General features: G+C 71.2%; 28 protein-coding genes and 1 tRNA gene. 23 read left to right on the top strand and 6 right to left on the bottom strand.

Annotation, left to right across the window (positions count from 1 at the left end):
- The first annotated feature begins 1 nt into the window (after position 1).
- The 4 genes from ACH35V_RS15980 to ACH35V_RS15965 all read left to right on the top strand — a co-directional run bounded on the left by ACH35V_RS15980 (position 2) and on the right by ACH35V_RS15965 (position 1,323).
- Positions 2 to 463 carry a signal peptidase I gene (locus ACH35V_RS15980; RefSeq protein ID WP_395973065.1) on the top strand — a complete coding sequence of 154 codons (462 nt, stop codon included), beginning with the start codon at positions 2 to 4 and terminating at the stop codon, positions 461 to 463.
- A gap of 130 nt (positions 464 to 593) precedes the next feature.
- On the top strand, positions 594 to 929 hold the full coding sequence (locus ACH35V_RS15975; RefSeq protein ID WP_395973063.1) for a hypothetical protein: 336 nt from the start codon (positions 594 to 596) through the stop codon (positions 927 to 929).
- Between the two features lie 60 nt (positions 930 to 989).
- Positions 990 to 1,078, top strand: a tRNA-Ser gene (locus ACH35V_RS15970).
- Between the two features lie 77 nt (positions 1,079 to 1,155).
- Positions 1,156 to 1,323, top strand: a complete 168-nt coding sequence (locus ACH35V_RS15965) for a hypothetical protein (protein WP_395973062.1) — start codon at positions 1,156 to 1,158, stop codon at positions 1,321 to 1,323.
- 54 nt (positions 1,324 to 1,377) lie between these two features.
- Here ACH35V_RS15965 and ACH35V_RS15960 read toward each other — a convergent pair whose 3' ends face one another.
- Positions 1,378 to 2,115, bottom strand: coding sequence for a M15 family metallopeptidase (locus tag ACH35V_RS15960; protein ID WP_395973061.1), 738 nt, complete (start codon positions 2,113 to 2,115; stop codon positions 1,378 to 1,380).
- Between the two features lie 163 nt (positions 2,116 to 2,278).
- Between ACH35V_RS15960 and ACH35V_RS15955 the strand changes: the two genes are divergently transcribed.
- Positions 2,279 to 2,695 carry a hypothetical protein gene (locus ACH35V_RS15955; protein WP_395973060.1) on the top strand — a complete coding sequence of 139 codons (417 nt, stop codon included), beginning with the start codon at positions 2,279 to 2,281 and terminating at the stop codon, positions 2,693 to 2,695.
- Between the two features lie 76 nt (positions 2,696 to 2,771).
- Here ACH35V_RS15955 and ACH35V_RS15950 read toward each other — a convergent pair whose 3' ends face one another.
- Positions 2,772 to 3,233 (bottom strand): MarR family winged helix-turn-helix transcriptional regulator, encoded by a 462-nt coding sequence (locus ACH35V_RS15950; RefSeq protein ID WP_395973059.1) that lies wholly within the window; start codon positions 3,231 to 3,233, stop codon positions 2,772 to 2,774.
- A gap of 166 nt (positions 3,234 to 3,399) precedes the next feature.
- Between ACH35V_RS15950 and ACH35V_RS15945 the strand changes: the two genes are divergently transcribed.
- The 3 genes from ACH35V_RS15945 (at position 3,400) to ACH35V_RS15935 (ending at position 6,441) form a co-directional block, all read left to right on the top strand.
- Positions 3,400 to 4,410 carry a pirin family protein gene (locus ACH35V_RS15945; protein WP_395973057.1) on the top strand — a complete coding sequence of 337 codons (1,011 nt, stop codon included), beginning with the start codon at positions 3,400 to 3,402 and terminating at the stop codon, positions 4,408 to 4,410.
- Positions 4,411 to 4,695: 285 nt separating this feature from the next.
- Positions 4,696 to 5,889 (top strand): ATP-binding protein, encoded by a 1,194-nt coding sequence (locus ACH35V_RS15940; protein WP_395973056.1) that lies wholly within the window; start codon positions 4,696 to 4,698, stop codon positions 5,887 to 5,889.
- Positions 5,890 to 6,174: 285 nt separating this feature from the next.
- Positions 6,175 to 6,441 (top strand): hypothetical protein, encoded by a 267-nt coding sequence (locus tag ACH35V_RS15935; protein WP_395973055.1) that lies wholly within the window; start codon positions 6,175 to 6,177, stop codon positions 6,439 to 6,441.
- Here ACH35V_RS15935 and ACH35V_RS15930 read toward each other — a convergent pair.
- Both ACH35V_RS15930 and ACH35V_RS15925 read right to left on the bottom strand, forming a co-directional pair.
- Positions 6,396 to 7,427: a MauE/DoxX family redox-associated membrane protein gene (locus ACH35V_RS15930; protein ID WP_395973054.1), complete on the bottom strand. Its 1,032-nt coding sequence runs from the start codon at positions 7,425 to 7,427 to the stop codon at positions 6,396 to 6,398. The genes ACH35V_RS15935 and ACH35V_RS15930 overlap by 46 nt on opposite strands.
- Positions 7,421 to 8,479: a hypothetical protein gene (locus ACH35V_RS15925; RefSeq protein WP_395973053.1), complete on the bottom strand. Its 1,059-nt coding sequence runs from the start codon at positions 8,477 to 8,479 to the stop codon at positions 7,421 to 7,423. Before ACH35V_RS15925 ends, ACH35V_RS15930 begins: the two co-directional genes overlap by 7 nt.
- Before the next feature lie 269 nt (positions 8,480 to 8,748).
- Here ACH35V_RS15925 and ACH35V_RS15920 point away from each other — a divergent pair, with 269 nt between their 5' ends.
- Both ACH35V_RS15920 and ACH35V_RS15915 read left to right on the top strand, forming a co-directional pair.
- A complete protein-coding gene (locus ACH35V_RS15920) occupies positions 8,749 to 9,246 on the top strand; it encodes a SigE family RNA polymerase sigma factor (RefSeq protein ID WP_395973051.1) in 498 nt (165 codons plus the stop codon).
- A 267-nt stretch (positions 9,247 to 9,513) separates the two neighbouring features.
- Positions 9,514 to 11,136: an RNA polymerase sigma factor gene (locus ACH35V_RS15915; RefSeq protein ID WP_395973050.1), complete on the top strand. Its 1,623-nt coding sequence runs from the start codon at positions 9,514 to 9,516 to the stop codon at positions 11,134 to 11,136.
- 3 nt (positions 11,137 to 11,139) lie between these two features.
- Here ACH35V_RS15915 and ACH35V_RS15910 read toward each other — a convergent pair whose 3' ends face one another.
- Entirely contained in the window at positions 11,140 to 11,913 is a 774-nt protein-coding gene (locus ACH35V_RS15910) for a MerR family transcriptional regulator (RefSeq protein WP_395973048.1), read from the bottom strand.
- Between the two features lie 91 nt (positions 11,914 to 12,004).
- On the opposite strand from ACH35V_RS15910, the gene ACH35V_RS15905 reads away from it, so the two are divergent.
- Positions 12,005 to 12,979: an adenylate/guanylate cyclase domain-containing protein gene (locus ACH35V_RS15905; RefSeq protein ID WP_395973047.1), complete on the top strand. Its 975-nt coding sequence runs from the start codon at positions 12,005 to 12,007 to the stop codon at positions 12,977 to 12,979.
- Between the two features lie 5 nt (positions 12,980 to 12,984).
- On the opposite strand, the gene ACH35V_RS15900 is transcribed toward ACH35V_RS15905, so the two are convergent.
- Positions 12,985 to 13,665 (bottom strand): XRE family transcriptional regulator, encoded by a 681-nt coding sequence (locus ACH35V_RS15900; protein WP_395973045.1) that lies wholly within the window; start codon positions 13,663 to 13,665, stop codon positions 12,985 to 12,987.
- 348 nt (positions 13,666 to 14,013) lie between these two features.
- Between ACH35V_RS15900 and ACH35V_RS15895 the strand changes: the two genes are divergently transcribed.
- From ACH35V_RS15895 to ACH35V_RS15840, 12 genes are all read left to right on the top strand, one after another.
- Positions 14,014 to 14,478 carry an ATP-binding protein gene (locus tag ACH35V_RS15895; RefSeq protein ID WP_395973043.1) on the top strand — a complete coding sequence of 155 codons (465 nt, stop codon included), beginning with the start codon at positions 14,014 to 14,016 and terminating at the stop codon, positions 14,476 to 14,478.
- A 43-nt stretch (positions 14,479 to 14,521) separates the two neighbouring features.
- Positions 14,522 to 14,908 carry a hypothetical protein gene (locus ACH35V_RS15890; RefSeq protein WP_395973042.1) on the top strand — a complete coding sequence of 129 codons (387 nt, stop codon included), beginning with the start codon at positions 14,522 to 14,524 and terminating at the stop codon, positions 14,906 to 14,908.
- A gap of 122 nt (positions 14,909 to 15,030) precedes the next feature.
- Positions 15,031 to 15,156 carry a hypothetical protein gene (locus ACH35V_RS15885; protein ID WP_395973041.1) on the top strand — a complete coding sequence of 42 codons (126 nt, stop codon included), beginning with the start codon at positions 15,031 to 15,033 and terminating at the stop codon, positions 15,154 to 15,156.
- A gap of 11 nt (positions 15,157 to 15,167) precedes the next feature.
- Positions 15,168 to 16,379: a methyltransferase domain-containing protein gene (locus ACH35V_RS15880; protein ID WP_395973040.1), complete on the top strand. Its 1,212-nt coding sequence runs from the start codon at positions 15,168 to 15,170 to the stop codon at positions 16,377 to 16,379.
- Between the two features lie 721 nt (positions 16,380 to 17,100).
- Positions 17,101 to 18,162 (top strand): ABC transporter substrate-binding protein, encoded by a 1,062-nt coding sequence (locus ACH35V_RS15875; RefSeq protein ID WP_395973039.1) that lies wholly within the window; start codon positions 17,101 to 17,103, stop codon positions 18,160 to 18,162.
- A 2-nt stretch (positions 18,163 to 18,164) separates the two neighbouring features.
- The gene (locus tag ACH35V_RS15870) at positions 18,165 to 19,793 is read left to right on the top strand and encodes a sugar ABC transporter ATP-binding protein (RefSeq protein WP_395973038.1); all 1,629 of its coding nucleotides are present in this window, start codon (positions 18,165 to 18,167) and stop codon (positions 19,791 to 19,793) included.
- A 7-nt stretch (positions 19,794 to 19,800) separates the two neighbouring features.
- Complete coding sequence (locus tag ACH35V_RS15865) at positions 19,801 to 20,781, top strand: ABC transporter permease (protein WP_395973036.1); 981 nt, start codon at positions 19,801 to 19,803, stop codon at positions 20,779 to 20,781.
- Entirely contained in the window at positions 20,781 to 21,740 is a 960-nt protein-coding gene (locus tag ACH35V_RS15860; protein WP_395973035.1) for an ABC transporter permease, read from the top strand. Before ACH35V_RS15865 ends, ACH35V_RS15860 begins: the two co-directional genes overlap by 1 nt.
- Complete coding sequence (locus ACH35V_RS15855; RefSeq protein WP_395973033.1) at positions 21,740 to 22,927, top strand: M20/M25/M40 family metallo-hydrolase; 1,188 nt, start codon at positions 21,740 to 21,742, stop codon at positions 22,925 to 22,927. The genes ACH35V_RS15860 and ACH35V_RS15855 overlap by 1 nt, the downstream gene beginning before the upstream one ends.
- Positions 22,924 to 23,667 (top strand): MBL fold metallo-hydrolase, encoded by a 744-nt coding sequence (locus tag ACH35V_RS15850; protein WP_395973031.1) that lies wholly within the window; start codon positions 22,924 to 22,926, stop codon positions 23,665 to 23,667. The genes ACH35V_RS15855 and ACH35V_RS15850 overlap by 4 nt, the downstream gene beginning before the upstream one ends.
- Positions 23,664 to 24,701: an IclR family transcriptional regulator C-terminal domain-containing protein gene (locus ACH35V_RS15845; RefSeq protein WP_395973030.1), complete on the top strand. Its 1,038-nt coding sequence runs from the start codon at positions 23,664 to 23,666 to the stop codon at positions 24,699 to 24,701. Before ACH35V_RS15850 ends, ACH35V_RS15845 begins: the two co-directional genes overlap by 4 nt.
- A complete protein-coding gene (locus tag ACH35V_RS15840; protein WP_395973028.1) occupies positions 24,698 to 25,921 on the top strand; it encodes an alanine racemase in 1,224 nt (407 codons plus the stop codon). Before ACH35V_RS15845 ends, ACH35V_RS15840 begins: the two co-directional genes overlap by 4 nt.
- Positions 25,922 to 25,930: the final 9 nt, after the last annotated feature.

The following is a 25,930-nucleotide window of genomic DNA, read 5'->3' as shown; positions in this document are numbered from 1 at the left end:
TGTGGACGGCGTGTACGTGGGAAAGGCGGGCCCGGACGCCGCCGCCGACAGCGGCTGGCTGCTCGGCCATTTCAAGCCGCCGGGCGACCTGCGCCACAGCGCCGAGGTCGAGATCAAATGGGGCGTCCACCCGAAGGGCGAGCGGCGCGCCCGGTGGACGAACGGCGAGAAGCGCACCGCCCTTCTGGTGCTGGTCAGCGGCCGGTTCCGGCTGGAGTTCCCCGAGGGGGACGTGGTCCTGGCCGAGCGGGGCGACTACGTGGTGTGGGGACGCGGCGTTGACCATTCGTGGTGCGCGGAGGAGGAGTCGGTCGTCATGACCATCCGCTGGCCGTCGATCCCCGGCTACGCCGTCCGCCCCGCAGACGTCCGCCCCGCAGACGTCCGCCCCGCAGACGTCCGCCCCGCAGACGACCGCGCCGCGGACAACGGCGTTGCGGACGACGGCGGCGCGGAACCGTGAGTGGGCGGGACGCGTCCCAGCGACCATGTTCGGTGGAAGGCGGCCTGCGGTCGCCGCCGCGGTGATGGCGTTGTGCGCCGGCTGCTCGTCGTCCGGCGGTGAGGTGATCTGCGGGCCATGCCGTCCGCCCGTGATGGTCACCGTCACGGGCGTGGACCGGGTGACCGTCGAGGGGGTGCGCATGCGCATCTGCGTCGGTGCGCAACCTTGCACTGACTTCCGCGTGACGCGCCTTCCGGAATCGGAGTCCCTGTCGTGCGGATCGGTGGCGTGTTCGCTCGCCGAGCCCGGCAGGTTGCAGGTCACGCTCCCGCAGAAGCCCGCGCGGACGGTCGCGGACCTGCCCGTGCGGGTCACGGCGTCGTCCAGGCAGGGGCAGCGGGAGGGCGCGGCGACCATGCGGTTCGTCGCCGGGAAGGGGCCCTGCGGGTGCGACTACTCGTACGCCGACGTCGCGCTGGGGTGAACCCGCTTTATGCGGTCGAGGTCAGTGTCCGGCGCCCGCTATCGTGGGCGTTGGTCATCTGGAGAGTTCGCATAGTGGACTAGTGCAGGCGCCTTGAAAGCGCCCAGGGCTGGGGACAGTCCTCGTGGGTTCGAATCCCACACTCTCCGCTCTTGGAAGCCCGGAATGGTGATGGACGCCCGAAAGCGTCCGGCTCGGGCGTATATGATCCGTTACCCTCGTCGGCATGTCAGAGACTCCCCAAGACCCGGCAGGAACCACCCACCAGTTTCAGAGCTTCGCCAACCAGGCGCCGCCGCAGAAGTCCGGCCCGAACGTCGGGCTCATCGTCGGCATCGCCGCCGTCGTGGCGGTCGTCGCGATCATCGCGGTCGTGCTCCTGATGATGGCCTGACACCCGCCCCAGCAACCCGCCCCAGCAACCCGTGTCCGCCACGCGGGCCCGGGCTCAGCGGCCTGACTTCGAGAAGTGCTGGTAGTCCTTGGCGCCGCTCCATTCGCCGCCCCAGCCCCAGCCGATCGAGTCGAACGCCTTGACGACCTTGTCCCCGGCGTGGATGACGCCGGGGTCGTCGTTCCGGCGGTTCTTGTACTTCTCGCAGTCGGGGTGGGCGATGTGCCCGTCCGCGTAGACGTACGGGTTCTCGCACGGGTTGATGTCGATCGCGAGGCCGTACGCGTGCTGGGAGAACGAACTCGACCCGGTCGCCGGACGGCAGTTGAACGCCGAGGTGTTGTTGGCCTCGATCGACTGGAAGTCGCTGCCCTTGAACTTGTCGACCGGCTCCATGCGCTCGATCGGGTAGCGCATGTCGTACAGCTTCTCGAACACCGTGACCAGGTCCTTGGCCTCCCCGGCGTTGACGACGAGCCGTCCGCCCGCGTGCGGTTTGTCGTCCATGCCCCAGTAGGTCATCTCGATCATCCGCAGGCCGGACGGCGCCACGGGGCAGCCCTTCCGCCACGAGTGCTTCAGGTCCCCGGCGGTGACCTTCCCGATCTTCGCCTGGAATCCGGCGGGCGACGCGGGCGCGGATGGTGCCGAGCCGGTCGCGGTGGGCCGCGTCGTCGGCGGGGACGTCTCGTCCGAGTCGTCGGAGCCGCGGCCACAACCGGCCGCGGCGGACGCCGCCGTGAACAGCGCGGCGAGCGAAGCCGCGGCGCGAAGGGGCCCTCTACCTGGCATCTTTCCAGCATGGCACGTTCGGGTCGCCTGCGCGTGCCACCCGGATTCGCTACGGTGCGTTTGACGGCGCGCCCGCCGGAAAGGGGCCGGGACGGACGGGCCGTGAACCTCATCCGTCCGCCGGGCATGTCGCCCGGCGGTGTCCGGCCCCAGGGGAGCCGGGATGGCGGAACCTCAGGAGAGGGACCTCCCAAGCCTCGAAGACGAGATCTTCGGCGTGGCGCACGACGTGGAGGTCGACAAGGCGGCGGGCGCGAAGCTGCGTCCGGACAGGGCCCAGCTCTTCGCGGAGCGCGCCCGCGCCTTCCTCGGCCGCGACGTCAAGGCGCTGGCGGCGGGGTTCGGCATGTTCCTGCTGATCGACGCCGTGATGATGTACGCGCCGCTGATGACGAGCCGCAGGCCGAGCCTGCTGCCGCAGTTCATCACGCTGCTGGTGCTCGCGTTCGGGCTCGGCGGCCTGCTGGTGTGGAAGGTCGGCGGACGGTGGCGGATGTTCGGCCACGGCATGATGCTCGCCTGGGTGTTCCTGACCTTGGTCTCGGTCGGCTTTCTCACCGGCGTCACCGTCCCGCTGTAGGCGCGCCGCAGCGGTCAAGGGCGCGCCGCAGCGGTCAAGGGCGCGCCGCGGGGGTCCTTCAGGCGTGCCGCGGGGGTCAGGTGGTGGGGCCGAGGCGCTTGAGGACCAGGGCGAAGGCGCGTCCGACGGCCTCGAGGTCCTGGGGCTCGACAACGTCGATGAAGTACGTCCGGACGGTCTCGACGTGGTCGCGGGCGGCGCGCTCCAGTGCGGCGAAGCCCTCCTCGGTCAGCTGTGCGTAGACGCCGCGTTTGTCGTTGGGGCAGCTGTCCCGCTTGACCAGGCCCTTCGACTCCAGGCGGGAACAGGTGTGCGACAGCCTGCTGCGGGACTGGCTGGCGTTCTCGGCCAGCTCCGCCATGCGCAGTTGCCGCTCCGGCGCCTCGGACAGCCGGACGAGGATCTCGTACTCCGACACCGACAGCCCGTGCCGCGACTTCAGATCGCGATCCATGATCTCGGTGAGCCGGACGCTGCCGTCCACGTATGCCCGCCAATCGCGCTGCTGGGCGGCGTCGAGCCAGCGAGGTTCGGTCATACCCGCAAGTATAGAACACAGGTTGAAGGTTCAACTAATGTGCACTATCTTCACGTTAGCAGGAGGCCTCCGGCGTCCGCCGGGGGAATAGTTGAAGCATCAACTAGGTTGCAGCGGGTGTGCGCCGCCCGACCGCGGACGGGCACCCCAACGATCGGAGGACCCCATGCCCGCCGTGATGGCCGACCCGCTGACCCTGCCCCGCCTGCCGGTCCTGCCGGAGGCCGAGACCGGCTGGCGCCGCGTCGCGAAGACCGTGACCGCGGCGCGCCATCTGGAGGGCGAGGGCTTCCAGGTCAGGCGCCCGTTCCCGGGCATCGACCTGTCCCTGGCCGACCCGTTCCTGCTCCTCGACCACATGGGCGCCGTCGAGTACGCGCCAGGCGAGGCGAAGGGCACGCCGTGGCATCCGCATCGCGGATTCGAGACCGTCACCTACATCATCGACGGCGCGTTCCAGCACCAGGACACCACCGGCGGCGGTGGCCTCATCGCGGACGGCGCCACCCAGTGGATGACGGCCGCGTCCGGGATCCAGCACATCGAGCAGCCGCCGCCGGAGCTTGTCGCCAAGGGCGGGCTCTTCCACGGCATCCAGCTCTGGGTCAACCTGCCGCGCGCCCAGAAGTGGGTCCCGCCGCGCTACCAGGACATCGAGGCGCGGGACGTCAAGCTGCTGGCCGCCGATGACGGCTCGTCCCTCGTCCGCGTCATCGCCGGGTCGGTCGCCGGATACGACGGCCCCGGCGTCACCTACACGCCGATCAACTACCTGCACGCGACCGTCGCGCCGGGCGCGCGGCTGGCGCTTCCCTGGCCCCGCGAGTTCAACGCGCTGGCGTACGTCCTGTCCGGGCGCGGGACGGCCGGAGTCGAGGAGGCTCCGCTGGACGAGGGGCAGCTCGCGGTCTTCGCGGGCTCGCACAACCAGGGCACGGGGGACGGGCTCGTCGTCCGCGCCGCCGACGTCCAGCCCGCGGGCAGCGCGAACGGGTGGGAGATCCTCATCCTCGGCGGCCTGCCGATCCGGGAGCCGATCGCGCGGTACGGGCCGTTCGTGATGAACACCCGCGAGGAGATCGTCCAGGCGTTCGACGACTTCCAGGCCGGACGGATGGGCACCATCCCGGCCGAGAAGGTCCCGCACCAGTCGTCCGCCGACGAACCGCTGGCCTGACCTGCGGCGACGTGGGCCGGGGCGCGGCCGCTGCGAATCCGTCGCGGGAGTTCCCGGGGTTCGGGTGACGGGGGAGGACGCATGCGCTAGTGTGTTCGAATAGTCGAACAGAGGTTCGACGTTTTGTTCGTACACGCTCGCCGGGGAGGCGTCATGGCGGCGACTGTTGCCACCAGGCAGGACGTCCAGGCGCACTGCGGACGGCGGCGGGAGCGCGCGACACGCCGTAGCGGTTTCTACGCAAATCTACGGCCGCAGCTATATCGCCTCATAGAGTCCGAGAGCGTGGACCCCGTGCGCAATCCCTACGCCCCCGGTGCCGGTCAGCGTCCCCCGGAGCTGGCCGGCCGCGACCGTGAGCTGAAGCAGTTCGAGGTGGTGCTCGAACGGGTCGCCCGCGGCCGGCCCGAACGCAGCATGATCGTCACCGGGCTGCGCGGGGTCGGCAAGACCGTGCTGCTCAACGCGTTCCGGTCGATGGCGATCCAGCGGCTGTGGGGGACGGGGAAGATCGAGGCCCGGCCCGACCAGTCGATCCGGCGGCCGGTCGCGTCCGCGCTGCACCGGGCCGTCCGGGAACTGGCGCCCCGGCACCGCGCCCCCGACCGCATCGAGGACTTCCTCGGCGTGCTCAAGGCGTTCGCGCAGTCGGAGCCCGAGCCGTCGGGCAAGAGCAAGGCGCGGGCGCACCGCTGGCAGCCCGGCATCGACGTGCCCGCCACGCGCGGACGCGCCGACTCCGGCGACCTGGAGATCGACCTCACCGAGCTGTTCGTGGACGCCGCGTCCGTCGCGACCGACGTCGGCGCCGGGATCGCGCTGTTCGTGGACGAGATGCAGGACATCCCCGCCGACGACGTGTCCGCCCTGTGCGCCGCGTGCCACGAGTTGTCGCAGGTCGGCGGCCCGCTGATCGTGGTCGGCGCCGGTCTGCCGCATCTGCCGGCCGTGCTGTCCGCCAGCAAGTCCTACTCCGAGCGGCTGTTCCGCTACGCCCGCATCGACCGGCTCGACCGCGAGTCCGCCGACTACGCCCTGCTGGCCCCCGCCGAGCGGGAGGCGGTCACGTTCACCGAGGACGCGCTCGACGCGCTGTACGGCGCGGCCGACGGCTACCCCTACTTCGTCCAGGCGTACGCCAAGGTCGTCTGGGACGTCGCGCCCGACACCCCGATCACCGCCGACGACATCAAGGTCGCCGCGCCGGAGGCGGAGAGCGAGCTCGCGGTCGGCTTCTTCGGCAGCCGCTACGAGCGCGCCACCCCGGCCGAACGCGACTACATGCGCGCCATGGCCATGCTCGGCGACGACCCGGTGCCCACGGCCTCGGTCGCGGACGAGCTCGGCCGCAAGCCGTCCAGCCTGTCGCCCGCCCGCGACGGCCTCATCAAGAAGGGCCTCATCTACAGCGCCGAACGCGGCATGATCGCGTTCACCGTGCCGCACTTCGGCCAGTTCATCCGTTCCCAACCAGCCTGACCCGACCGGACGCTTCGTCTCCATATCCTTCTCTAGCCTTTTCGCTAGAGAAGGATAGAAAGACGCATGGAGTCGTGTCGTCCGGTGAATATTCAGCTTTCTAGCGGCGGCCGTATAAAGCCGTAGATTCTGCTCGCATGCCCTCTCGCTCTTTCTATGAATGTCTAAGGTTTTTCGTAGAAAGCTCTAGAGGAGCGAAGAGCGGGCGCGCCGGCGCATGCGCGGGGCCGGCTGGGTAAGACCGTGCGTGCCACGTGTCCGAACAAGACGGATATTGGGGGAACCATGGGACACGACGACCGGTTCCGCGGCCAGGACCCGGACAACGAGTTCGCCCGCGACGACGAGTCGTCGTCCATGCAGCAGGACCAGGGCGGACGGCCACCCGTCCAGGACGACGGATACCTCTACGGCCAGGACGAGTCCCCGACCCACATGGGCGGCGCCATGCGCTTCCGCCTCCCCGACGAGGACGGCGTCGCCCGTCAAGAAGACGAGTTCGGAACCTACGAGGACGCGCCCCCCGACGACGAAACCGAAGGCAGCTGGTGACCCCGCGACCCCCCGGCCACGCCCGCATCCGACACCAAGCCCGCATCTGACACCAAGCCCGCATCTGACACCAGGCCCGCATCCAAGGCCGAGCCCGTGTCCGGGTCCAGGGCAGCGTCCGGAGCCGGGCCCGCGTCCGAGGCTGCGGCCGGGGGCGGGGCTGGGGCGGGGGTTGGTGTGACCAGGGCCGAGCGGACGGTTCTGTCGCGGTCGGCGGTCGATACGGCGAACACGATCTCGACGTCCTGGTCGTCCACCCGGGCCGGGAAGACCACGAACCGCCAGCAGCCCTCGCGCCACACGTCCAGCGGCACGGCGCTCGCGACGACGTTCTCGTGCTCGATCCACGCGGGGCTGTCGTAGAGCGTCGCGTAGGTCTCCTCGATCGGGCTGCGCCGCCGCTCGCACGGCATCGCCGGACGCGCCGTGCAGTGCGGCAGCCCGCGCCGCTCCACCAGCGCCGACAGTTCCGGGGACAGCGCGGCGAACAGTGCCAGTTCCACCGCGAGCACGAGCCCGACCTGCGCCTGGACGTCCAGCAGCACGTCCAGTCCGGCGAGCGGGGCGCCGAGCGACGCGACCGCGGCCCCGGTGAACAGCACCGCCCGCAGCACGCTCCGCCGCTCCACCTTCCGGGCGCTCAGCCCGCCGAAGCAGCCGCAACCGGCGTCCGGGCGGCGGACCCGCAGCTCGCCGACCACCCAGGTCGCCGCGGCGAACGCCACCGTCGTCGCCAGCCGCACCCCCAGATGCGACGTCACCAGCAGCGCCAGCCCGAGGACGCCCTCGCCGAGCCCGAGCCCGACCGCCATCCCCCGGTTGCCGCGCAGCGCCGTCAGCCGCGCGAGCCCCGCCGGAACCGGCACGCCGTGCACATGGTGGGACGCGTCCGCCGCCGTCTCCCGGACCGTCAGCTTCGCCAGGCACGCCGCCAGCAGCACGGCCGCCAGCAGCAGGACCTGCGAGTTCTGGAACGCGGTCACCATGACGCCGTCCTCTCCGCCGTCGTGGACGGCGCGCCCGGGCGGACGGCCGCGTTGAAGCAGCCCGTCTCCAGGTCGCCGCCGAGCCCCGCGAACGCGGCGGGCGTCAGCTCCACGATCCGCCCGCGCGGCGACGCGCCGCAGTCCACGCAGCGGTCGCAGAAGCGGGCCGCCATGCAGCCGCACTCGACGACCGGCACCGGCGCGGCCCGCCCGCCGCACTCGTTGTGGACGACGACGTCGCTGCCGAGCGACAGGTACGGGAAGGCGACGCAGCCGGACGGGGCGGCCGCGCATCCCCCGGCGTCCCCCTCGGAATCGACCGCCGGGTAGGCCGCCCCGTCCGCCGCGCCCGCCCCGTCCATCGGCGGGTCGTCCAGGCCCCCGAACCACGTCGCCGTGCCGCGTAGCACGTCGGGCACCGGCGCGGCGACCTCCGGCGCGGCGAGGTCGTCCGCCCGGTAACCCGGCTGCGACGTGCCAGGACGCACCGCCCGCGGCCCGTCCGGGGACCGCACGCAGATCACGTCGATCAGGTATCCGGGCTCAAGCCGCGGATGCCGCACCAGGACCCGTTCGAGGGCGCGCGGCGGGATCACCACGCGGGTGCGTCCGCGATGCGGGCCCATGTCCACGTCCACGGCGTCGCGCCCGCACGCGAGGATCGTGCCGGCGACCCGGCCGATGTCGACCCAGATCCGGTCGGCGATGGAGGCGCCCCGGGACGTCCCGTCCCGGCCGGTCCCGTCGGCGACGAGCCCGGCGTCCTTCGGCCGGACGACCACGCTGCGGCCCGGACGGAGCGCGGCGAGGCCCCCGCGCCCGCCGTGCCAGACCGGCGTGGCCTCGCTCATCGCGAACCGCATCTCCGTGCCCCGGGCTTCGCCCCCGTCCGTGCCCAGCACCAGCAGGTGCGGGCTGGCGTCGAGGACGATGCCGGACGCCGCGTCCAGCGGACGCTCAGCGCGTTCTGGCAGACCGGCGTCCGCGGGCGTTCCGAGGACGGAGGCGCGCAGCCGGCGGCGGCTCGCTCCACGGCGTTGGGCTGGCGGCATCGCGGCGCTCCGGCATCGAATCATCACACTGGGCCACTGGTGTTAGGACAGTGAGTCAAGGGTCACGCGCGGTGACTCGCGCTGTCGACGGATTTGTCGCGATAAGTCAGCCGGTGGAGGACGTTTGATCTACCTGGGATAAAGATTATCCACTGGTTGACCCGGATAAGTAATTTGTGTAGGCCCGAAATTACGATCGGCGTGCGATCGTCGACCGTACCGAGAGTTCGCCGTGGCGGCGGCTCCGCAACCCCTGGTCCGGTGGTGACGTGAACGGGACGCGGCACGAGGAGTTCCGCGAGTACGTGGCGGAACGCGGGAACGTGCTGCTCCGCGCCGCCACCCAGCTGACCAGCGACCGCGCCGAGGCCGAGGACCTCCTCCAGGCCGCGCTCGCCAAGACCTACCTCGCCTGGGACCGCATCGAGGACCCCGCCGCCGTCGACGGCTACGTCCGCCGCGCCATGGTCAACACGCAGATCTCCTGGTGGCGGCGCCGGAAACTGGACGTGTACCCGACCGACCAGATCCCCGACCGCCCCGTCGACGACCACACCGACCGCAGCGAGATGCGCGACGTGCTCGGCCGCGCCCTCCGCCGCCTCCCCGAACGGCAGCGCCTCGCCGTCATGCTCCGCTACTACGAGGACATGTCCGAACGCGAGATCGCCGCAGCCCTCGGCATCAGCGTCGGCACGGTCAAGTCCACCGTCTCCCGCGCCATGGCCAAACTCCGCGACGACGACGCCCTCGACGACCAGCGCTAGCCCCGAGCGAGACGTCCGGCGCGGTCTGCTGACTCGATTCTGACGGCGAGTCATTGGTAGCGTGATCACGGAGAGAAGCGGCATCTCACCCCGCGGTCACCTTAATGGTGATTTCGGTACATCATGTGGTGCGGATGGGGTTCGCGGGTGTATGCAAGGTGGGCTGAATGTCCGGACGATCCCGATGGGTACGGACGCCTCATGCCGGTTCCGGGAGCGTGAATGCCCAGGTTGTCCCCCTCCGTGCACACGGCTGACCGAACACTGGTGAAGGGACTGAACGACGGCGACGAGGCCGCGCTCGCCGCGCTCTACGACGAATACGGTGAGCGCGTTTATGACTACGCGCTGTCAATGTCCGGTGATGAGAAAGTCGCGGCGGACATCGTCCACGACACGTTCATCGACGCCGGGCGCCGCGCGCCGCGGATGCGCGACCACCTGCAGCTGAGCTCCTGGCTGTACGGGGCGGCCCGGCGCCGCTGCATCCGGCGCGGCCGGGCCAAGAACCTCTACTGGGACCGGGACGCCGACTTCTCCGATATCCCGTTCCTCGACCGCGCCGAGCCGGACGACCCCGTCCCCGACTGGCCGCCGCTGGACGAGCTGCACGGGCTCCTGCGCTCCTGCCTCGCCCGGCTGGCGCCCGTCGAGCAGGAGGTCATGCTGCTGGCGTTCCGGCACGGGCTGCGTCCCACCCGGCTGGGCGCGACGCTCGGCATGTCGCCGCGCCGCGCCGCGCTGCGGGTGCGCAGGTCGCGGACGGACCTCGAGGCCGCGCTGCAGAAGGAGATCCACCGCGCCAACCGCGCCTGCGCCGCCGCCGCTTCCGCCGCCTCCGACGGCGCGACGTCCGGCGACGCTGCGGCTGACGCTCCGGAGGAGGCGCGTCCCACGGCGGTCGCCGTTCTCGCGGCCCGTCCCCCGGCCGGCAAGGACGAGCCGTCCGACCCGCCGGAGCCTGCGGAGCGGGAGCCGGAGTCGCCCAGCCTGCAGTCGCGCGCGAAGGCTCTTTGGCAGTTGCTTCATGGGAGCGCCGAAGCCGCCCCCGTCGACCCGGCCACGGAACGGCACGCCGCGGACTGCCCCGCCTGCCGCCGCCGCGGCCGGGTGGCCGCGACCGCGCTGCTCAAGCGGGCGCCCGCCCCCGTGCTGCCCGCGGCGCTCCGCCACCGCGTCATGCACACCGCGACCGACCCGGAGCTCGCCGGCTACCGGGCCGACATCGCCGCGCGGGGCGGCGCGCTCACGCCGTCCGGCCTGCCGAGCCAGCCGGACGTGCCCTCGCCGTTCACGCGCCGGTGGCTGTACACCGGCGGCGGAATGGTGAGCGCGCTGGCCGCCGCGTTCGCCGCCATGTTCGTGATGGGCCCCGGGATCAGCGGCGACACGCTCAGCTGGCCGCCGTTCGACACGCATCCGCAGCCGTCGATCACGCATGAGTCGCCGACAGACTCGCGCCACGGCAGGCCGCCGGCCGAGGGTCCGGGCGGCGGTCCGGGCGGTCCCGGCAACATGCCCGTCGGCCCGCAGACGGAGGAGCAGGCCCCGGAGGGCCCGGCGAGCCCGTCGCCGCCTTCGTCCGACGCGCCCGACCAGCACGGCGTCCTCGTCGTCGCCCCGGCGAAGGTCGAGCTCTACGGCACGAAGACCGCGCAGGTCAGCCTCGCGGCCAAGAGCGGGCCCGTGTCGTGGACGGCGGTGACGTCGTCCAGCCAGCTCGTCCTGTCCGAGACGCGGGGCGGCATGCCCGAGGACGGCACCGCCCGCCTGACGCTGACGCTGCGCACGGCGATCATCGGGCTGCCCGGCAAGGGCACGCTCACCTTCACCGACGCCAACGGCGTGCCGCACACGGTCACGGTCGTCTGGGGCGCCACGCTCCTCTGACGGCTAGCCGGCCCCCCGGTCGGGCGCCGGGCCGAGCTGGTCCCGGACCGATTCGAGGTGCTCGCCGAGCGCCGCCTGGACGCGGGCCTCCATCGCCCGCGCGATGAACGGGTCGACGACCATCTTCACCAGCGGCCGCATCCGGCGCACCACGGCGGCGACCTCGGTGACCTGCTCGCCGTCCGGGACGGGACGCTCCTCCAGCCGGTCGAACACGTGCTCCCGGACGAGCCCGACGAACCGGTCCGCGATCACGTCGCAGTCGTCGCGGATCTGCGCGGCGATGTCGAGCACCGCGTCGAGCGGGACGCCCGCCGCGACCAGCTCGGCGCCGACGTGCAGCAGCCGCGGGCTCGGCACCCGGTACTTGGCGCCGTCCGGCTCGATCAGCCCGATCTCGATCGTCCGGTCGCGCAGGCGGGCGGCCTCGTCCTCGTCCAGGCCGGCGCCAAAGATCTCGACGAGCTCGTCGTAGCCGACCGTGCCGGGGATCTCGTCCGACCACGGGTCGGTGAGCACCTTCTCCAGCCCGAGGACCTCGCCGACGTCCTTGCCGGTCTCCCACGCCGTCAACAGGTCCTTGATGACGGCGAAGGTGTAGCCGCGGCCGAGGAGCTGGCCGATCAGGCGGAGCCGCGCGAGGTGCGCGTCGTCGTACAGACCGACCCGGCCTTCGAGGCGGGGCGGCGGCAGCAGCCCCCGGTCCTGGTAGGCGCGGATGTTGCGCACGGTGCTCCCGGCCAGCCGCGCCAGGTCGTCGATTCGGTACTCGGCCATGTCCCGTCCGCCGGATTCATCCATCTTGACCGCCGTGATCCTACTCCGGCACCATTGTTACATTGATCGATGGCACATAGGGGCGGGTCACATGGCGGACGACATCGAGGAGACGCTCCTCGGCGGCCCCCTGCGCTACACGCGCAAAGAGGTCGAGGCGCTCGCGGGCGTCTCCGACGACTACGCGCGCCGCATCTGGCAGGCGCTCGGCTTCCCGACCCCGCCCGACGACGAGGTCGCTTTCACCGACGGCGACGTCGCCGCGCTCCGCGAGATCAAGGACCTGCTCGGCAGCGACCTGGTGGACGAGGACATGGTCCTCCAGCTCGCCCGCGCCGTCGGCCAGACGATGGGACGACTCGCCAGCTGGCTCGGCGACGTCTGGTTGCAGCGCCTCGGCGAGCTCCCGTCCGACGAGCCGATGACGCCCGACCTCGTCGCCGCCGCCCTCGCCGCCACCGAGGAACTCCGCCCGGCGTTCGAGCGCCTCCTGCTGCACGGCTGGCGCCGCCAGCTCACCGCCGCCGGGATGCGCGCCGCCGCGACGACGGCCAGCGCCCAGTCCGACCCCGCCGCCGGCCTCGCGCACCTCGCGGCCGGTTTCGCCGACGTCGTCTCCTTCACCCGCCTGAGCCGCCGCCTGGACGGCGACGCCCTGGCCGCCTTCATCGAGCACTTCGAGTCCACGACCGCCGAGATCATCGCCGAGCATGGCGGCCGCGTCGTCAAGACCCTCGGGGACGAGGTGCTGTTCGTCGCGTCCGACCCCCGCTCCGCCGCCGAGATCGGCCTGCGCATCGCGGACCGCTTCAACGAAGACCCAGACTTCCCAAAGGTCCGCGTGGGCCTCGCCTACGGCGAAGTCATCCAGCGCCTAGGCGACGTCTTCGGCACCCCGGTAAACCTGGCCGCCCGCCTGACGTCCACCGCTTACCCCGGCACCGTCCTCATAGACACAGCCCTGGTCTCCGCACTGCCGTCCGGCGCTTACGACACCACACCCCTCCGCCCCCGCCCCCTCCAGGGCCTGGGCCGCGTCCGCCCAACCGTCCTGCGCCGGGCTTGACCCGGCTACTGCGGAGTGAATTCCGCGATGGCGCGTCCGCCGTTCCATAGTTCGGTGACGTGGTAGGCGAAACGGTCGTAGAGCCCGTCGTCCTGCTGGCGCTGTATGTGGAGCATCGGGGAGTCGTGCCCCACCAGGTGCGCGAGGTGCGGAGTCACGAGCATCTCGTCATCGAAGACGAAGACGCTCATGGCGATGTGGTCGTCGCCGTAGCGGGCCTCGATGCCCGGCACGTCCGCGACCTTGGAAAGCTCGTCGAGGGTGATCTTGATCCGCGTGCTCACGGTGAGCGGCACTGATTCGAGTTGCTCGCGGTGCCGCGTGACGTCGCTTTCCGGGTCTCCGACCAGGAACCTCACGCGGCAGCCGCCTTCGGCCTTACGGCGGAGGACGGTCCGGAGGTTGGGGATCTCCAGCCACAGGAAGTAGTTCGTGTAGCCGGCGAAGGTCAGTTCCTTGCTCGCCTCGCCGATGAGGCGACGCCAGACGGACTTGGGGCAGGCCGAGCGGTAGGGATATACCGCCGCGATCTCGCGGTCCGGTCCGGTTTTCACGTTCTTGCGGATGGCGTCAGGCCACAACATGCCCTCATCAACTCCCAAGGCGTCCGAAGCTGCCCAGCGGTGACGCGGGTGCGGTGTGCGATCTTCTTCGGCTACCCACCGGGCCACGGTCTTCACGTCCACTTGACAAGCTTCGGCGAGTTCCTGCTCTGTCAGTCTCGCACTGGTCATGGCCTGTCGTAGCGCATCGTTCGGCACACCTGCACCCCCTCGCGGGACGGATAGGACGTTCTCAACGCTAACTCGGAAACGTCCTAGACGTCCTGGGAACGGTGTTCAAGCGTCCGGCAGTTCGGACGCATCCTCGATGCCTCACGACAAGACGGGCCCGGACGCAGCGATTGCCCCGCTGGCCGAGCCCTTGACCGGAAGGTGGTTCCGGCCCATGGCACATCGTAGGGGCGAGCCGTTGGACGAACCGGCGGCGGAGTGGGCCGTGCTGATGCTGCGGCAGTTGGCGCGGTGGTCGTGATGGGTTGCGGACCGGTAGGCACGGACGTGGTGCCCGATGCCGGGCTGGACCTGACGTGCCTGGCGGCGCGGACAGTGCCGGGACAGGTTCGGACGCTGGTGGAGTTGCGCCTGGCTTCGTGGGGGCTGGACGCACTGCGCGACGACGTGACGCTGATCGCCAGCGAGCTGGCGACGAACGCGGTGCGGCACACGCTTGAGCAGGAGATGCGGGTGCGGCTCACGCGCGAGGCGGGCGGGGTGCTGCTGGCCGTCTGGGACTCCTCGGACGTCCTGCCGGTGCGCAAACGGACACTGGAGACGATCGCCGGAGATGTGTCCCCGGACGCTTCGGCGTTGGAGATGGGACGCGACGACGGAACGGGCGGTCGAGGGCTTCCCGTCGTGGAGCTGTTGTCGTCCGAGTGCGGGGTGACCCCGACCGACCCGGCTGGGAAGTGGGTCTGGTCGCGCGTGACCGCATGACGTGTGCGTGTGAGCCGAGCAGCGAGCACGGAAAGGTGCCGGAATGGGTGTGCGTCAGGCGGTCGGGCGGTGGCAGGCCGTCCTGCGGTGGCGGACGCTCCTCGGGGACGAGGCGGCGGTGCGGAACCTGGAGCTCCTTGTCGTCGCGCTCAAGCCGAAAGGCTGGCGGTGCGTGGAGCTGTACGAGAAAGAAGAGAACGGATTTCCGGTGCCGCTGCTGTGGGTCTACGCGAGCGGGTCGGCAGAGGACGTCGGGGCCGTGGTGACCGTCCGGGCGACGCCGGGCGGCACTTGGGCCTACTTCGAGGCGGGGAAAGGACGCGGCGGATTCCTGTCCCCATGCGGCGACGCAAAGCAGGCGGCCGAGCGGGTCGACCGGCTGTTGAAGTACCGCATGTTCCCCAACGCCGAGTGGACCTGGCCTCGGTGAGCTCTCCGTAAGAAGAAAGAAGGTGGTCTATCGACCCTAGGTAGGTCGTGACGTGTAGTGGGCCCCGGCGCGGGTGGACGACCTTTGTCCGGGCCCTCCCCCTCAGCAACGGGAGGATGAAAATGGGACAGCACGGTGGCAAGGGAAACAGCGACGGCAAGGGGAGCGACGGCAACAGCCCCCAGGGCGGCGGTCACGGCGGCAAGGGTGACGGCACCAAGGGCAACTCCGGCGACGGCAAGCGGTAGGAGCGAGTGACGTGAATGAGGGCCCTGGCCTGGTCAAGGGTGAGGACGCGCACGGCCTGAACCGCATCCTGGCGCGCCAGGGCGACCTCACTCAAACCGAGTGGGCGCAGGCGTTCATCGCAGTACCACGTGAGCGGTTCGTCCCTGAACGCGCATGGGTCAACCCCGACTACGACGCCCCGCCTTACCCCATCGACAAGAAGGCTCGTCTCGACGAGTGGAAAATGGCCGTCTACTCCGACGCCTCAATCATCACCCAATGCGATGACGGCAAGGGCGACCCCGCCAGCGGGAAGGGCTGGTTCACCTCGTCTGTATCGGCTCCCGGCGTAGTCGCACAGTTCGGGGAACTCCTGGCTCCCAGTCCCGGTGACCGCGTCCTGGAAGTCGGGACCGGGTCGGGCTGGACGGCATGTCTGCTGTCACACATCGTCGGCGAACACGGGCGGGTCGTGTCCATCGAGGTGGACCCCGACCTCGCCCAGTCCGCTGAAGAGAGAATCAACCGGCTCGGCTTCACCGGCGTCCGGGTGCTCAACCTGGACGCCCTCGACTTCAACTCCCCCGACCTGTTCGACAGGCTTCACGTGACGGCAGGGGTCGCACAGATCCCGTGGTCCTGGCTGGCCGCGCTACGCCCCGGCGGACTTGCCGTCATGCCGTGGTGCCCTCCGTGGGGGCACGGGCACAAGCTCTCCCTCGTCCAGACCGGAGACGAGGCCGTTGGCCGGATCAGCTCATCGGCCGGCTACATGATGCTCAGGTCCCAAAGACCTGAGTCGGGGACCCTGGCCTCGTTCGTCCACCACGAGAACGAGGCAAAGCAGTACGCCACTCGAATCAACCCGAGGGCCATCGGCAGGTCCGAGGACGCTCCAGGTTGGGAGACCTACGGGGGCGGAGTCGTCATCACCGCCTTGGCACCGGCCGTCCGCTACGACCTGTGCGAGGCCGAGGACAACAGTGGCGAAGCCACTCTGTGGCTCCGGGAGACCTACCCCGGTTCCCGCGAATACGGTTCGTGGGCAACCGTCGAGTACGTTCCCGACGCCAACGAGTACGAGGTCACGACCTACGGCGACCGAGATCTATGGGACGAAGTCTCCAGTGCCTGGTTGCTGTGGAACCACCTTGGCCGGCCAGACCGCAACCGCTTCGGTGTGACGGTTTCGCAGGGGGGCCAGGACGTCTGGCTCGACAAGCCGTCGCACATCATCGCTTGAGTCCCTCCTAGACCCTCCGGCCCTGGTTTCAACCCCCGAGGAGGCCAGGGCCGGGGGCTTCATGTGCCCCAGCTCCGAGCGGACCTGGCCTCGACGACGTCGCTCTGACAGGTCCGCCTCAGCCGATCGGCTGCTGGTTGCGCATACGAGTGAGTCGTAGGTCTTGGTCCAGACACGGCGCCATGTTCCCGACCCAGGCCCCTCCGGCGTGCCTTGACGAATGGTCCTGATGGCGGGCGGGGCGAGGACCGGCAGATCGCCCCGCTGGTCGTCGGTTTCGTCGAAGCATCTGGACCGGGGGGCTGGCGAGTGATCTTGACCGGCTTGTGTTGGCCTGGTGTCTCCTGACCGTGGGGCGGGGGCGGGGTTGGTGGGTTTCGGACGGGTGGGGTGGGGTGATCTTTTGGCGGGATTCGCTAACGTTGCAGGTCAGAGGGTAGTTTTGCAGTGCAAAATCATATGTTGCAAAACTGGCGCGCGGCTTGACTGAGCCCATAACCTCCGGGCTACCGGCACGGAAATCCGGTTACTGGCTCTCTGGGCTTGGTGAGGTCCGAATGCACGATCTGCTGGCCGCCTCACTCCCGCGAGTGGCCCTGGGGCGCCGCCGTCCACCACCCTCCGGGACGGGCGCCGCGCACAGCGTGAACGTCCCCCTTCCGACGCCGCGCCCAGACCGCCGGAGCCGCCCGGTTCCGGAATCGTCACGAGGAGTACCCCCATGATCGGTAGATTCACGCGCGCCGCCGTGACCGTCACGGCGCTCGGCGCGCTGGCCGCGACCGCCGCGTGCGGCGTCGACTCCGGCGACTCGTCCGGCGACGGCGACGGCACGTCCGGCGGCAAGGCCAAGGCGCTGAAGGTCGGCTGGTCGACCATCTACCTGACGCCGTCGTGGATGCAGCAGACCGACAAGATGATCAAGGACGACGTCGCGAAGCTGAAGGGCGAGGGCAAGGTCGCCGACTACAAGGTGTTCAACGCCAACGGCGACACCTCGCAGCAGATCGCCCAGATCCGCGCGATGATCCAGCAGAAGTACGACGTGATCCTGGTGGACGCCGGGTCGTCCACGGCGCTGAACCCGGTGGTGGAGCAGGCCGCAGGCGCCGGGATCACGGTCGTCAACTTCGACAGCCTGGTCACCTCCCAGAAGGTCGTGCGCGTCGGCACCGACCAGAAGGAGTGGGGCCGGATGATGGGCCAGTGGCTCGGCGACAAGCTGGGCGGCAAGGGCAAGATCATCGCGTTCAACGGGCCGGCGGGCGTCGCGGTCAGCGAGGAGCGGTGGCAGGGCGCCGAGGAGGCGCTGAAGAAGTACCCGGGGATCAAGGTCGCCGCGAACGTCCACAGCGAGTACAACCTGGCGCCGGCGGCGCAGGCGTTCGCGTCGGCGTACTCGGCGAACCCGGATATCGATGGTGTGTTCTCGCAGGGTGGGGCGCTTTCGGCTGCGGCGTTGCAGACGCTGGTGAAGCAGAAGAAGAAGCTCGTCCCGATCACCGGTGAGAACTACAACGGGTTCCTGAAGCTGTGGCAGCAGCACACGAAGGACGGGTTCTCGTCGTTGTCGACGGCGCAGCCCAACTACCTGGGTGTGATCGCGCTGCGGGCGGCGGTGGCCAAGGCGGGCGGCGCGACGGTGCCGAACCAGATCATGGTGCCGCTGCCCAAGATCACCGATGAGAACCTGGCGCAGTACGTCAAGGCGGACCAGCCGGACGACTCCTACCCGATCCAGGAGCTGCCGCAGCCCGAGATCGACAAGCTGATCGGGAAGTGACGATGGCGCTTCTGGCCGTCGAGCAGGTCTCGAAGTCGTTCGCGGGCAACCGGGTCCTCGATCGGGTGAGCTTCGACGTCCGGCCGGGCGAGGTGCTCGCGCTGGTGGGCGAGAACGGTGCGGGGAAGAGCACGGTCCTGTCGCTGGTCACCGGGCTGCTGGCACCCGACTCGGGGCGGATCGCGTACGACGGTGAGCCGCTGCGTTCCTGGTCGCCGCACCGGGCCCGCGAGGTCGGGATCGGCTCGGTGCACCAGGAGCTCAGCCTCAACCCGCATCAGACCGTCGCGGAGAACGTGTTCCTCGGGCAGTGGCCGTCGCGGCGCGGGTTGATCCTGCGCCGCGACCTCGCCCGCCGGGCGCGGCCGCTGCTGGACCGGGTCGGGCTGGACGTCGACCCGCTCACCCGGGCCGGGCGGCTGCCGCTCGGGCAGCAGCAGCTCGTCGAGCTGGCCAAGGCGCTCGCCTCGGGGCCGCGGCTGCTGATCCTGGACGAGGCCACCTCCGCGCTGGACGACGACCAGGTCAGCAGCGTCTTCGCGGTCGTGGACGAGCTGCGCGCGGCCGGCTCGTCCGTGATCATCGTCAGCCATCGGATGGGCGAGTTGTTCGCCGTCGCCGACCGGCTGACCGTGCTGAAGGACGGCGAGGTGATGGCGACCCGCGAGCGCGCGGAGACCGACCATGACGACATCGTCCGGCTGATGATCGGGCGGGAGCTGTCCGACCTGTTCCCGCCGAAGGCCGGGTTGAGCGGCGCGGACGAGGTTCCCGAGGGGGACGAGATCGCGGCCATACCGTCCGAGAAGGAGATCGCCTCCGAGAAGGAGGTCGCCGCGGACAAGGAGGTCGCCTCCGAGAAGGACGAGGCTTCCGTTGTCGGCGGGGAGACGGTGTTGCGGGTGCGCGGGCTTACCGTCCCGGACGCCTGCGAAGGCGTCGACCTCGATCTGGAGCCCGGACGGATCATCGGCCTCGGCGGGCTGCAAGGGCAGGGGCAGCGGGCCGTGCTGCGGGCGCTGTTCGGGCTCGTCCGGCACACCGGCCGGATCGAGCTGGACGGACGTCCCGCCCGCCTCGCCTCCCCGCGCGAGGCCATCCGGCACCGGATCGCGTACGTCCCGGAAGACCGCAAGGTCGAGGGGCTGCACGTGGCGCAGACCGTCCGCGCCAACCTGGCCCTCACCAACCTCGACGTGGTGACGCCCGGCAGGCGGCTGCTGACCGTCGACCGGGGCGCGGAGGCGCGGCTCGTCGAGGACCTCGTCGAGCGGATGCGGATCAGGGTGACGGGCCCGGAGCAGGAGGCCCGCAGGCTGTCGGGCGGCAACCAGCAGAAGGTCGCGCTGGCCCGCTGGCTGCCGACCCGGCCGCGGATCCTGCTGCTGGCGGAACCGACCCGCGGCATCGACGTCGGCACCAAACGCGAGATCTACCATCTGCTCCGCCGGCTCGCCGACAGCGGCGTGGCGGTGCTGATCACTTCTGGGGACACGATGGAACTGGTCGGCCTGTGCGACGAGGTCGCCGTGATGTACGAGGGCGCCGTCGTCGAGCGGCTGGCGGGGGACGACCTCACCGAAGAGCGACTGGTCCGCGCCTCCGTCACCGGGACGGTGGCGAATGACTGAGCAGTCCGTGGCCACACGGCGTGCGGCGCCTGGACGCGGCGCCGGGAACGGGCGGTTCGGCGGGTTCCTGCGCCGCAACCTCGACGTCACCGGCCTGTGCGCGCTGCTGGTCATCCTGCTGGCCGTGTACAGCCAGTACGACTCCGAGCTGTTCACCCCGTCCTCGATCACGATCCTGTCGGCGCAGTTCTTGCCGCTGATCCTGGCGGCGATGGGGCAGAGCACGGTGATGCTGGCGGGCGGGATCGACCTGTCGCTGGGTGCCGTGCTGGCGCTCGCGATGGCGGTGTTCGCCGTCCGGGCGGAGGACGGCGTCGTGGTCGCCGCCGTCCTGGCACTGGCGGCGGCGGTGGCGACGGGCGCGGCGAACGGAGTGCTCGTCGCGTACGCGGGGCTGCCGCCGATCATCGTGACGCTGGCGGCGTCGTTCCTGTGGGGCGGCGTCACGCTGGTGGTGCTGCCGCAGCCGGGTGGGAGCGTTCCGGCCGGGCTGGTCGAGGCGTACAACAACGGCTGGAACGGGATCGCACTGCCGTTCGTGGTGGTCGGGGTCGTCCTGCTGCTGTGGAAAACGGTGCGGACGACGCGGTTCGGCCTGTCGCTGTACGCCGTGGGCGGCAACGAGCACGGCGCGTACGCCAGCGGAATCGGCACCCGGACGGTGAAGATCGGCGCCTATGCGCTGGCGGGGGTGTTCGTCGGGCTCGCCGGAATCGGCCTCGCGATCCAGACGGGGTCCGGCGATGCGACGATCGGGACGCCTTACACGTTGAACTCCATAGCCGCCTCGGTGCTCGCCGGGGTCAGCTTCTTCGGCGGCGTGGGGCAGATGCGCGCCACCGTGCTGGCCGCGCTGCTCATCGGGCTGCTGACGAACCTGCTGCTGTTCACCGGACTGTCGCCGTTCTACCAACTGATCATGCAGGGGGCGGTGCTCATCGTGGCGATCGCCGTGAAGACGTTCGCGACCCGCGAGAGGACGGAATGATGACCGCGCTACCGCGCACCGCCGCCTCGTTGCCGAAGACACTGCGGGAGAACCGTGCCGCGTGGGCGTTCGGGGTGCTGGTCGTGACGTGGCTGGCCGCGATCCTGTTCGCGAAGGGCTTCGACAGCGTCGCCAGCTTCCGGTACCTGGTGCAGACGGCCGCGTTCCTCGGCATCGTCGGCGTCGGCCAGACCCTCGTGGTCATGATGAGCGGCATCGACCTGTCGGTGTCGGGAGTCGTCGCGCTGTCGGCGGTGGTGTGCGCGCAGGTCGCGTCCGGGTCGGGCGGGACGGCGGGCATCGCCGTGGCGCTCGTCGCGAGCATCCTGGTCGGGCTCGCCAACGCGGCCGGGGTGACCTGGCTGCGGGTGCCGCCGATGGTGATGACGCTGGCCACCGGCACGATCGTCGCCGGGGCGCTGCTCGTCTACACCGACGGGTCGCCGAAGTCGGCGAAGGTGGCGCTGCTGGGGTCGCTCGCCAACGACCGCGTTCTCGGGGTGCCGCTCGCGTTCGTCCTGTGGATCGGGATCACCGCGGTCGCCGCCTGGCTGCTGCACGCCTCCCGGGTCGGACGGTACGTGTTCGCGCTCGGGAACGGGGAGCGGGCCTCGCGGGCGTCCGGAGTGCCGCTCGCGCGGACCGCGTTCATCGCCTACGGGACGTGCTCGCTGCTCGCCGGGGTGGCCGGGCTGGTGCTGCTCGGGTTCACCTCCACCAGCTCGCTGACCATGGGCAACCCGTACCAGCTGCTGTCGATCGCGTCGGTCGTGCTCGGCGGGACGTCCATCCTGGGCGGACGCGGGCACGTGCTCGGCACGGTCGCCGGGGCGCTGCTGCTGACGCTGCTCACCGCGCTGCTGGCGTCGTGGAACATGTCGGAAGGCGTGCGGCAGATCGTCCTGGGCCTGCTCATCATCGGGCTGCTGCTCGCCTACGCGAGGGAACGGCGGTCGTAATGACGGCATCGGGGGAGCTGCTCAAGGATCTGGTCGGCATCGCCAGCGTCAACCCGCGCGGCGGGCCCGTCGGGCCCGGGCTGGGGGAGGCGGCGGTCGCCGGGTACGTCCGCAACTGGCTGGCGGCGCGGGGCGTGCGGGCCGAGCTGCGGGAGGTCCTGCCGGGACGTCCCAACGTCGTCGCGACCGTGCCCGGACGCGACCCGCGCTTCGTCCTGCTGGAGTCGCATCTCGACACGGTGGAGACCGGCGGGATGTCCGTCGACCCGTTCGCCGGGACGATCCGGGACGGCCGCCTGTACGGGCGCGGCGCGTGCGACGCGAAGGGACCGCTGGCCGCGTTCATGCTGGCCACGGCCGAACTCGCCGCCGCGTCGGCGGCCGGGGACCCGCCGCCGTTCGGGGTGGTCCTCGCCGGGGTGATGGACGAGGAGCACGCCTACCAGGGCGTCCTCGGCCTGATCTCCGACCTGGACGGCCCCGGCGGCGAGCAGGTGGCGGGCGCGGTCGTGGGGGAGCCGACCGGCCTGGCCGCCGCCGTCGCGCACAAGGGCTGCGTGCGCTACACCGTCCGGACGCTGGGGACGGCCGGGCACAGCTCGCGTCCGGACGAGGCCGTCAACGCGGTCACCCTCATGTCCCGCGTCATCGACCACCTCGATCGCGCCTCGCCGGGCGTCCCGCCGCACGCTCTCCTTGGGGCGGCCACCCGAACCGTCACGCGCGTGCGCGGCGGCCTGGGGCCGAACACCGTCCCGGGCCGCTGCGAGATCGACGTCGACCGCCGCACCCTCCCCGGCGAGGACCCCATCGACGTGTGGCGCAAGGACAGGGAGGAACTGACCGCCCTCATCCCCGGCCGCATCGAGGTGGACGAGCCGTTCACCCTCGACTACGCGCTCGACACCCCAGCCGCCAGCCCGGTTCCGGCCGCGCTGTGCGGGGCGCTCGCGGCGGCGGGACTGGACGCGTCCGTCCACGGGATGCCGTTCGGCACCGACGCCAGCAAGCTGGCACGTGCCGGGATCCCGTCGGTCGTGTTCGGCCCCGGCTCGGTGACGGACGCGCACTCGGCCGACGAGTCGGTGGCCCTCGCCGACGTCGACCTGGCCGCCCGCCTCATCGTTCAGACCGTCCGCTCGATCAGCAGCGACGGCTCGGTGAGCAGCGACGGGGGGCCCGGGTGAGGCTGACGCAGCACATCGACCTGGTCGGCAGCGGCGCGGCCGGGTTCGACCTCACCGGTCCGCTGGACTGCCACGTCTACCTGGTGCGGGGGTCCCTCGGCGCGGCGCTGATCGACGCGGGCGCCGGGCCGTCCGCCGGGCTGCTCGCGCGGCGGATGACGACGGCGGCCGGGCCGGAAGGCGAGCGGCACCTGCTGCTGACGCACGGGCACGCCGACCACGCGGGCGGCGCCGCGGAACTGGCCGAGCGGGTGCCGGAACTCGCCGTCCGGGCCGGGTCCCCGGCGGACGAGTGGATCGCGTCCGGCGCGGAGGATCTGCTCAGCGTCGATCGCGGGAAGGCGTCCGGCGTGTATCCGGCGGACTACGCCTTCGCGGCATGCCGGGCGGTGCGCCCCATCGCGGACGGGGAACGGATCGACCTCGGCGGCGGGGTCGTCCTCACGGCCCTCGCCACGCCAGGCCATGCCGACGGCCACACCTGCTACCTCCTGGACGCGCCAGAAGGGCGGGCGCTGTTCTCCGGCGACTGCGTGTTCACCGGCGGACGCATCTCCCTGCAGAACCTGCACGACACGCGGGTCCCCGAGTACGCCGCCAGCTTGGAACGCCTCGCCGCGCTGGAGATCGACATGCTGCTCCCCGGCCACCACGAGATCTCGCTGGCCCGCGGCGGACGGCACCTCGCGTCCGCCCGCGACGCCCTCACCCGCGGACTGCTTCCGGAGAGCACGACATGAGCCACGACATGGGCATCGAAGGCCCGCGGGCCGCTTCCCCGCAGGCGCAGACGCCCGCGCAGCCGCCCGCGCAGCCGACCGCGCAGCCGACCGCGCAGCCGACCGCGCGGAACCAGTCGTCGTCGCTGCGGCGCGCGCTCGCCGTGCTCGACCACGTCCGCGACCACGCCGACGCCCGCGGCGTGTCCCTCACCCGGATCGCCGAGGACCTCGGCATCAGCAAGAGCACCGTGCTGCGGCTCGCCGCGCCGCTCATCGACGGCGACCTGCTCACCCGCGACCGCGAGACGGGCTGGTTCCGGCTCGGGCACGGCGCGCTGCGGCTCGGCCAGGCGTACCTGTCGTCGCTGGACATGCGCTCCGTCGCCGCCGACCCGCTGCGCCGGCTGCAGCACGTCGTCGGCGAGACCTGCCACCTCGTCGTGTACGACGCGCCGGACGTCGTCTACATCGACAAGGTGGAGAACGAGCACAACGTCCGGATGGCGTCCAGGGTCGGGATGCGGATGCCCGCCTACCGCACCGCCGTCGGGAAGGCCATCCTCGCCTGGCTCGGGGAGGACGACGTCCAGGACGTCGTCGACGCGGGCCTCACGCCGCGCACCGAGCGGACGATCACCGACCCGGCCCGGCTGGCCGCCGAGCTGGAACGGGTCCGGCTGTCCGGGTACGCCGTGGACGACCGGGAGAACGAGCCCGAGGTCCGCTGCGTCGCCGCGCCGATCTTCGACCACACCGACCGGGCGGTGGGGGCGCTGAGCGTGTCCGGGCTGACGTCCCGGATGACGCCAGCGCGGGTCAGGGAGGTGGGCCCGATGGTGGAGCGGACGGGCCTGGACATCTCCCGCGTGCTCGGCTCGTCCCGCCCCCGCCCCCGCCGCCGCGCGAGCCGCCTGGAGATCCGCTCCGAACTTCGCTCCGAGAGCCGGTCGGAGAGTCGTTCCGAGAGTCGTTTGGAGAGCCGTTCCGACAGCAGAGCTGAAAGCCGAGCCGATCGCGGTACCGAGAACCATGGAGGAGGGAATCTGCCGTGACCAGCCTGACCATCCCCGCCGAGTACGTCGACTGGCGGACCAAGGGTTTCTTGCAGCCGGGCGCGCCCGTCGCGTTCGAGGAGTTCGCCGCCGCCCGCCACCAGCTGTTCGGCGGCCCCTTCACCTGGCCGGTGATGGTCGCGCGGGAGTCGGCGCTGAAGCACAACATCGCCGCGCTGGCGTCGTTCTGCGCCGCGCACGACCTCGCGTTCGCGCCGCACGGCAAGACGTCGATGGCCCCGACGCTGTTCCAGGCGCAGCTCGACGCGGGCGCCTGGGGCATCACGGCCGCGACCGCGAACCAGGTCCTCGCCTACCGGACGTTCGGCGTCCCCCGGATCCTGCTGGCCAACGAGCTGCTCGACCCGACCGCGCTGCGCTGGCTCGGCGGCGAGATCGGCCGCGGCCTGGAGTTCCTGCTGTACGCCGACTCCGTCGAGGGCGTCGCCGCGATCTCCGCGGCGGCCGGGGACCGTCCGTTCCAGGTGCTCGTCGAGCTCGGCCACCGGGGCGGGCGGACGGGCTGCCGCACCGTCGAGGAGCTGACCTCGGTCGCCCGCGCCGTGACCGCCGCGCCCGGCACCGAGCTCGCCGGGGTCGCCGGATACGAGGGCGGGCTGCCGGACGTCCCCGCCGCCGGCGCCTACCTCGGCCTGCTCCGCGACGCCACCGCCGAGCTGTCCAAGGCCGGGCTGCTCCCCCGCGACGTCATCGTCACCGCGGGCGGCAGCGCCTACTTCGACCAGGTCGCCGAGCAGCTGTCCGGGGCGTGGCTGCCGGGGCACGAGCTGACCGTCATCCTGCGCAGCGGCGCCTACGTGTCCCACGACGACGGCATCTACACGCAGCGGACGCCGTTCACCCGCATCCCGGGCTCGCTGGACGCCGCGCTGGAGATCTGGGCGCAGGTCACGTCCGTCCCGGAGCCCGGCCTCGCGATCGTCGGGATGGGCAAGCGGGAGGCGCCGTACGACGCCGGGCTGCCCGTCCCGCTGCGGCTCCGGCGGCGGGACGGGACCGTCCACCCGGCGGGCGGGCTGCGCGTCACCGACACCAACGACCACCACGCCTACGTGACGGTCGACGGCCCCCCGCCGCGCCCGGGGGACCTGCTGTGCTTCGGCATCTCCCACCCCTGCACGGCCTTCGACAAATGGCAGGTCATCCCCGTCGTCGACGACGACGAGACGGTGACCGACCTGATCCGCACCTATTTCTGAAACGGCCCT

The sequence above is a fragment of the Actinomadura sp. 1N219 genome (assembly GCF_044326405.1).
Taxonomy (GTDB): domain Bacteria; phylum Actinomycetota; class Actinomycetes; order Streptosporangiales; family Streptosporangiaceae; genus Spirillospora.
Note: the sequence above shows the minus strand (reverse complement) of the source record. Positions and strands in the feature narration are given on the sequence as shown.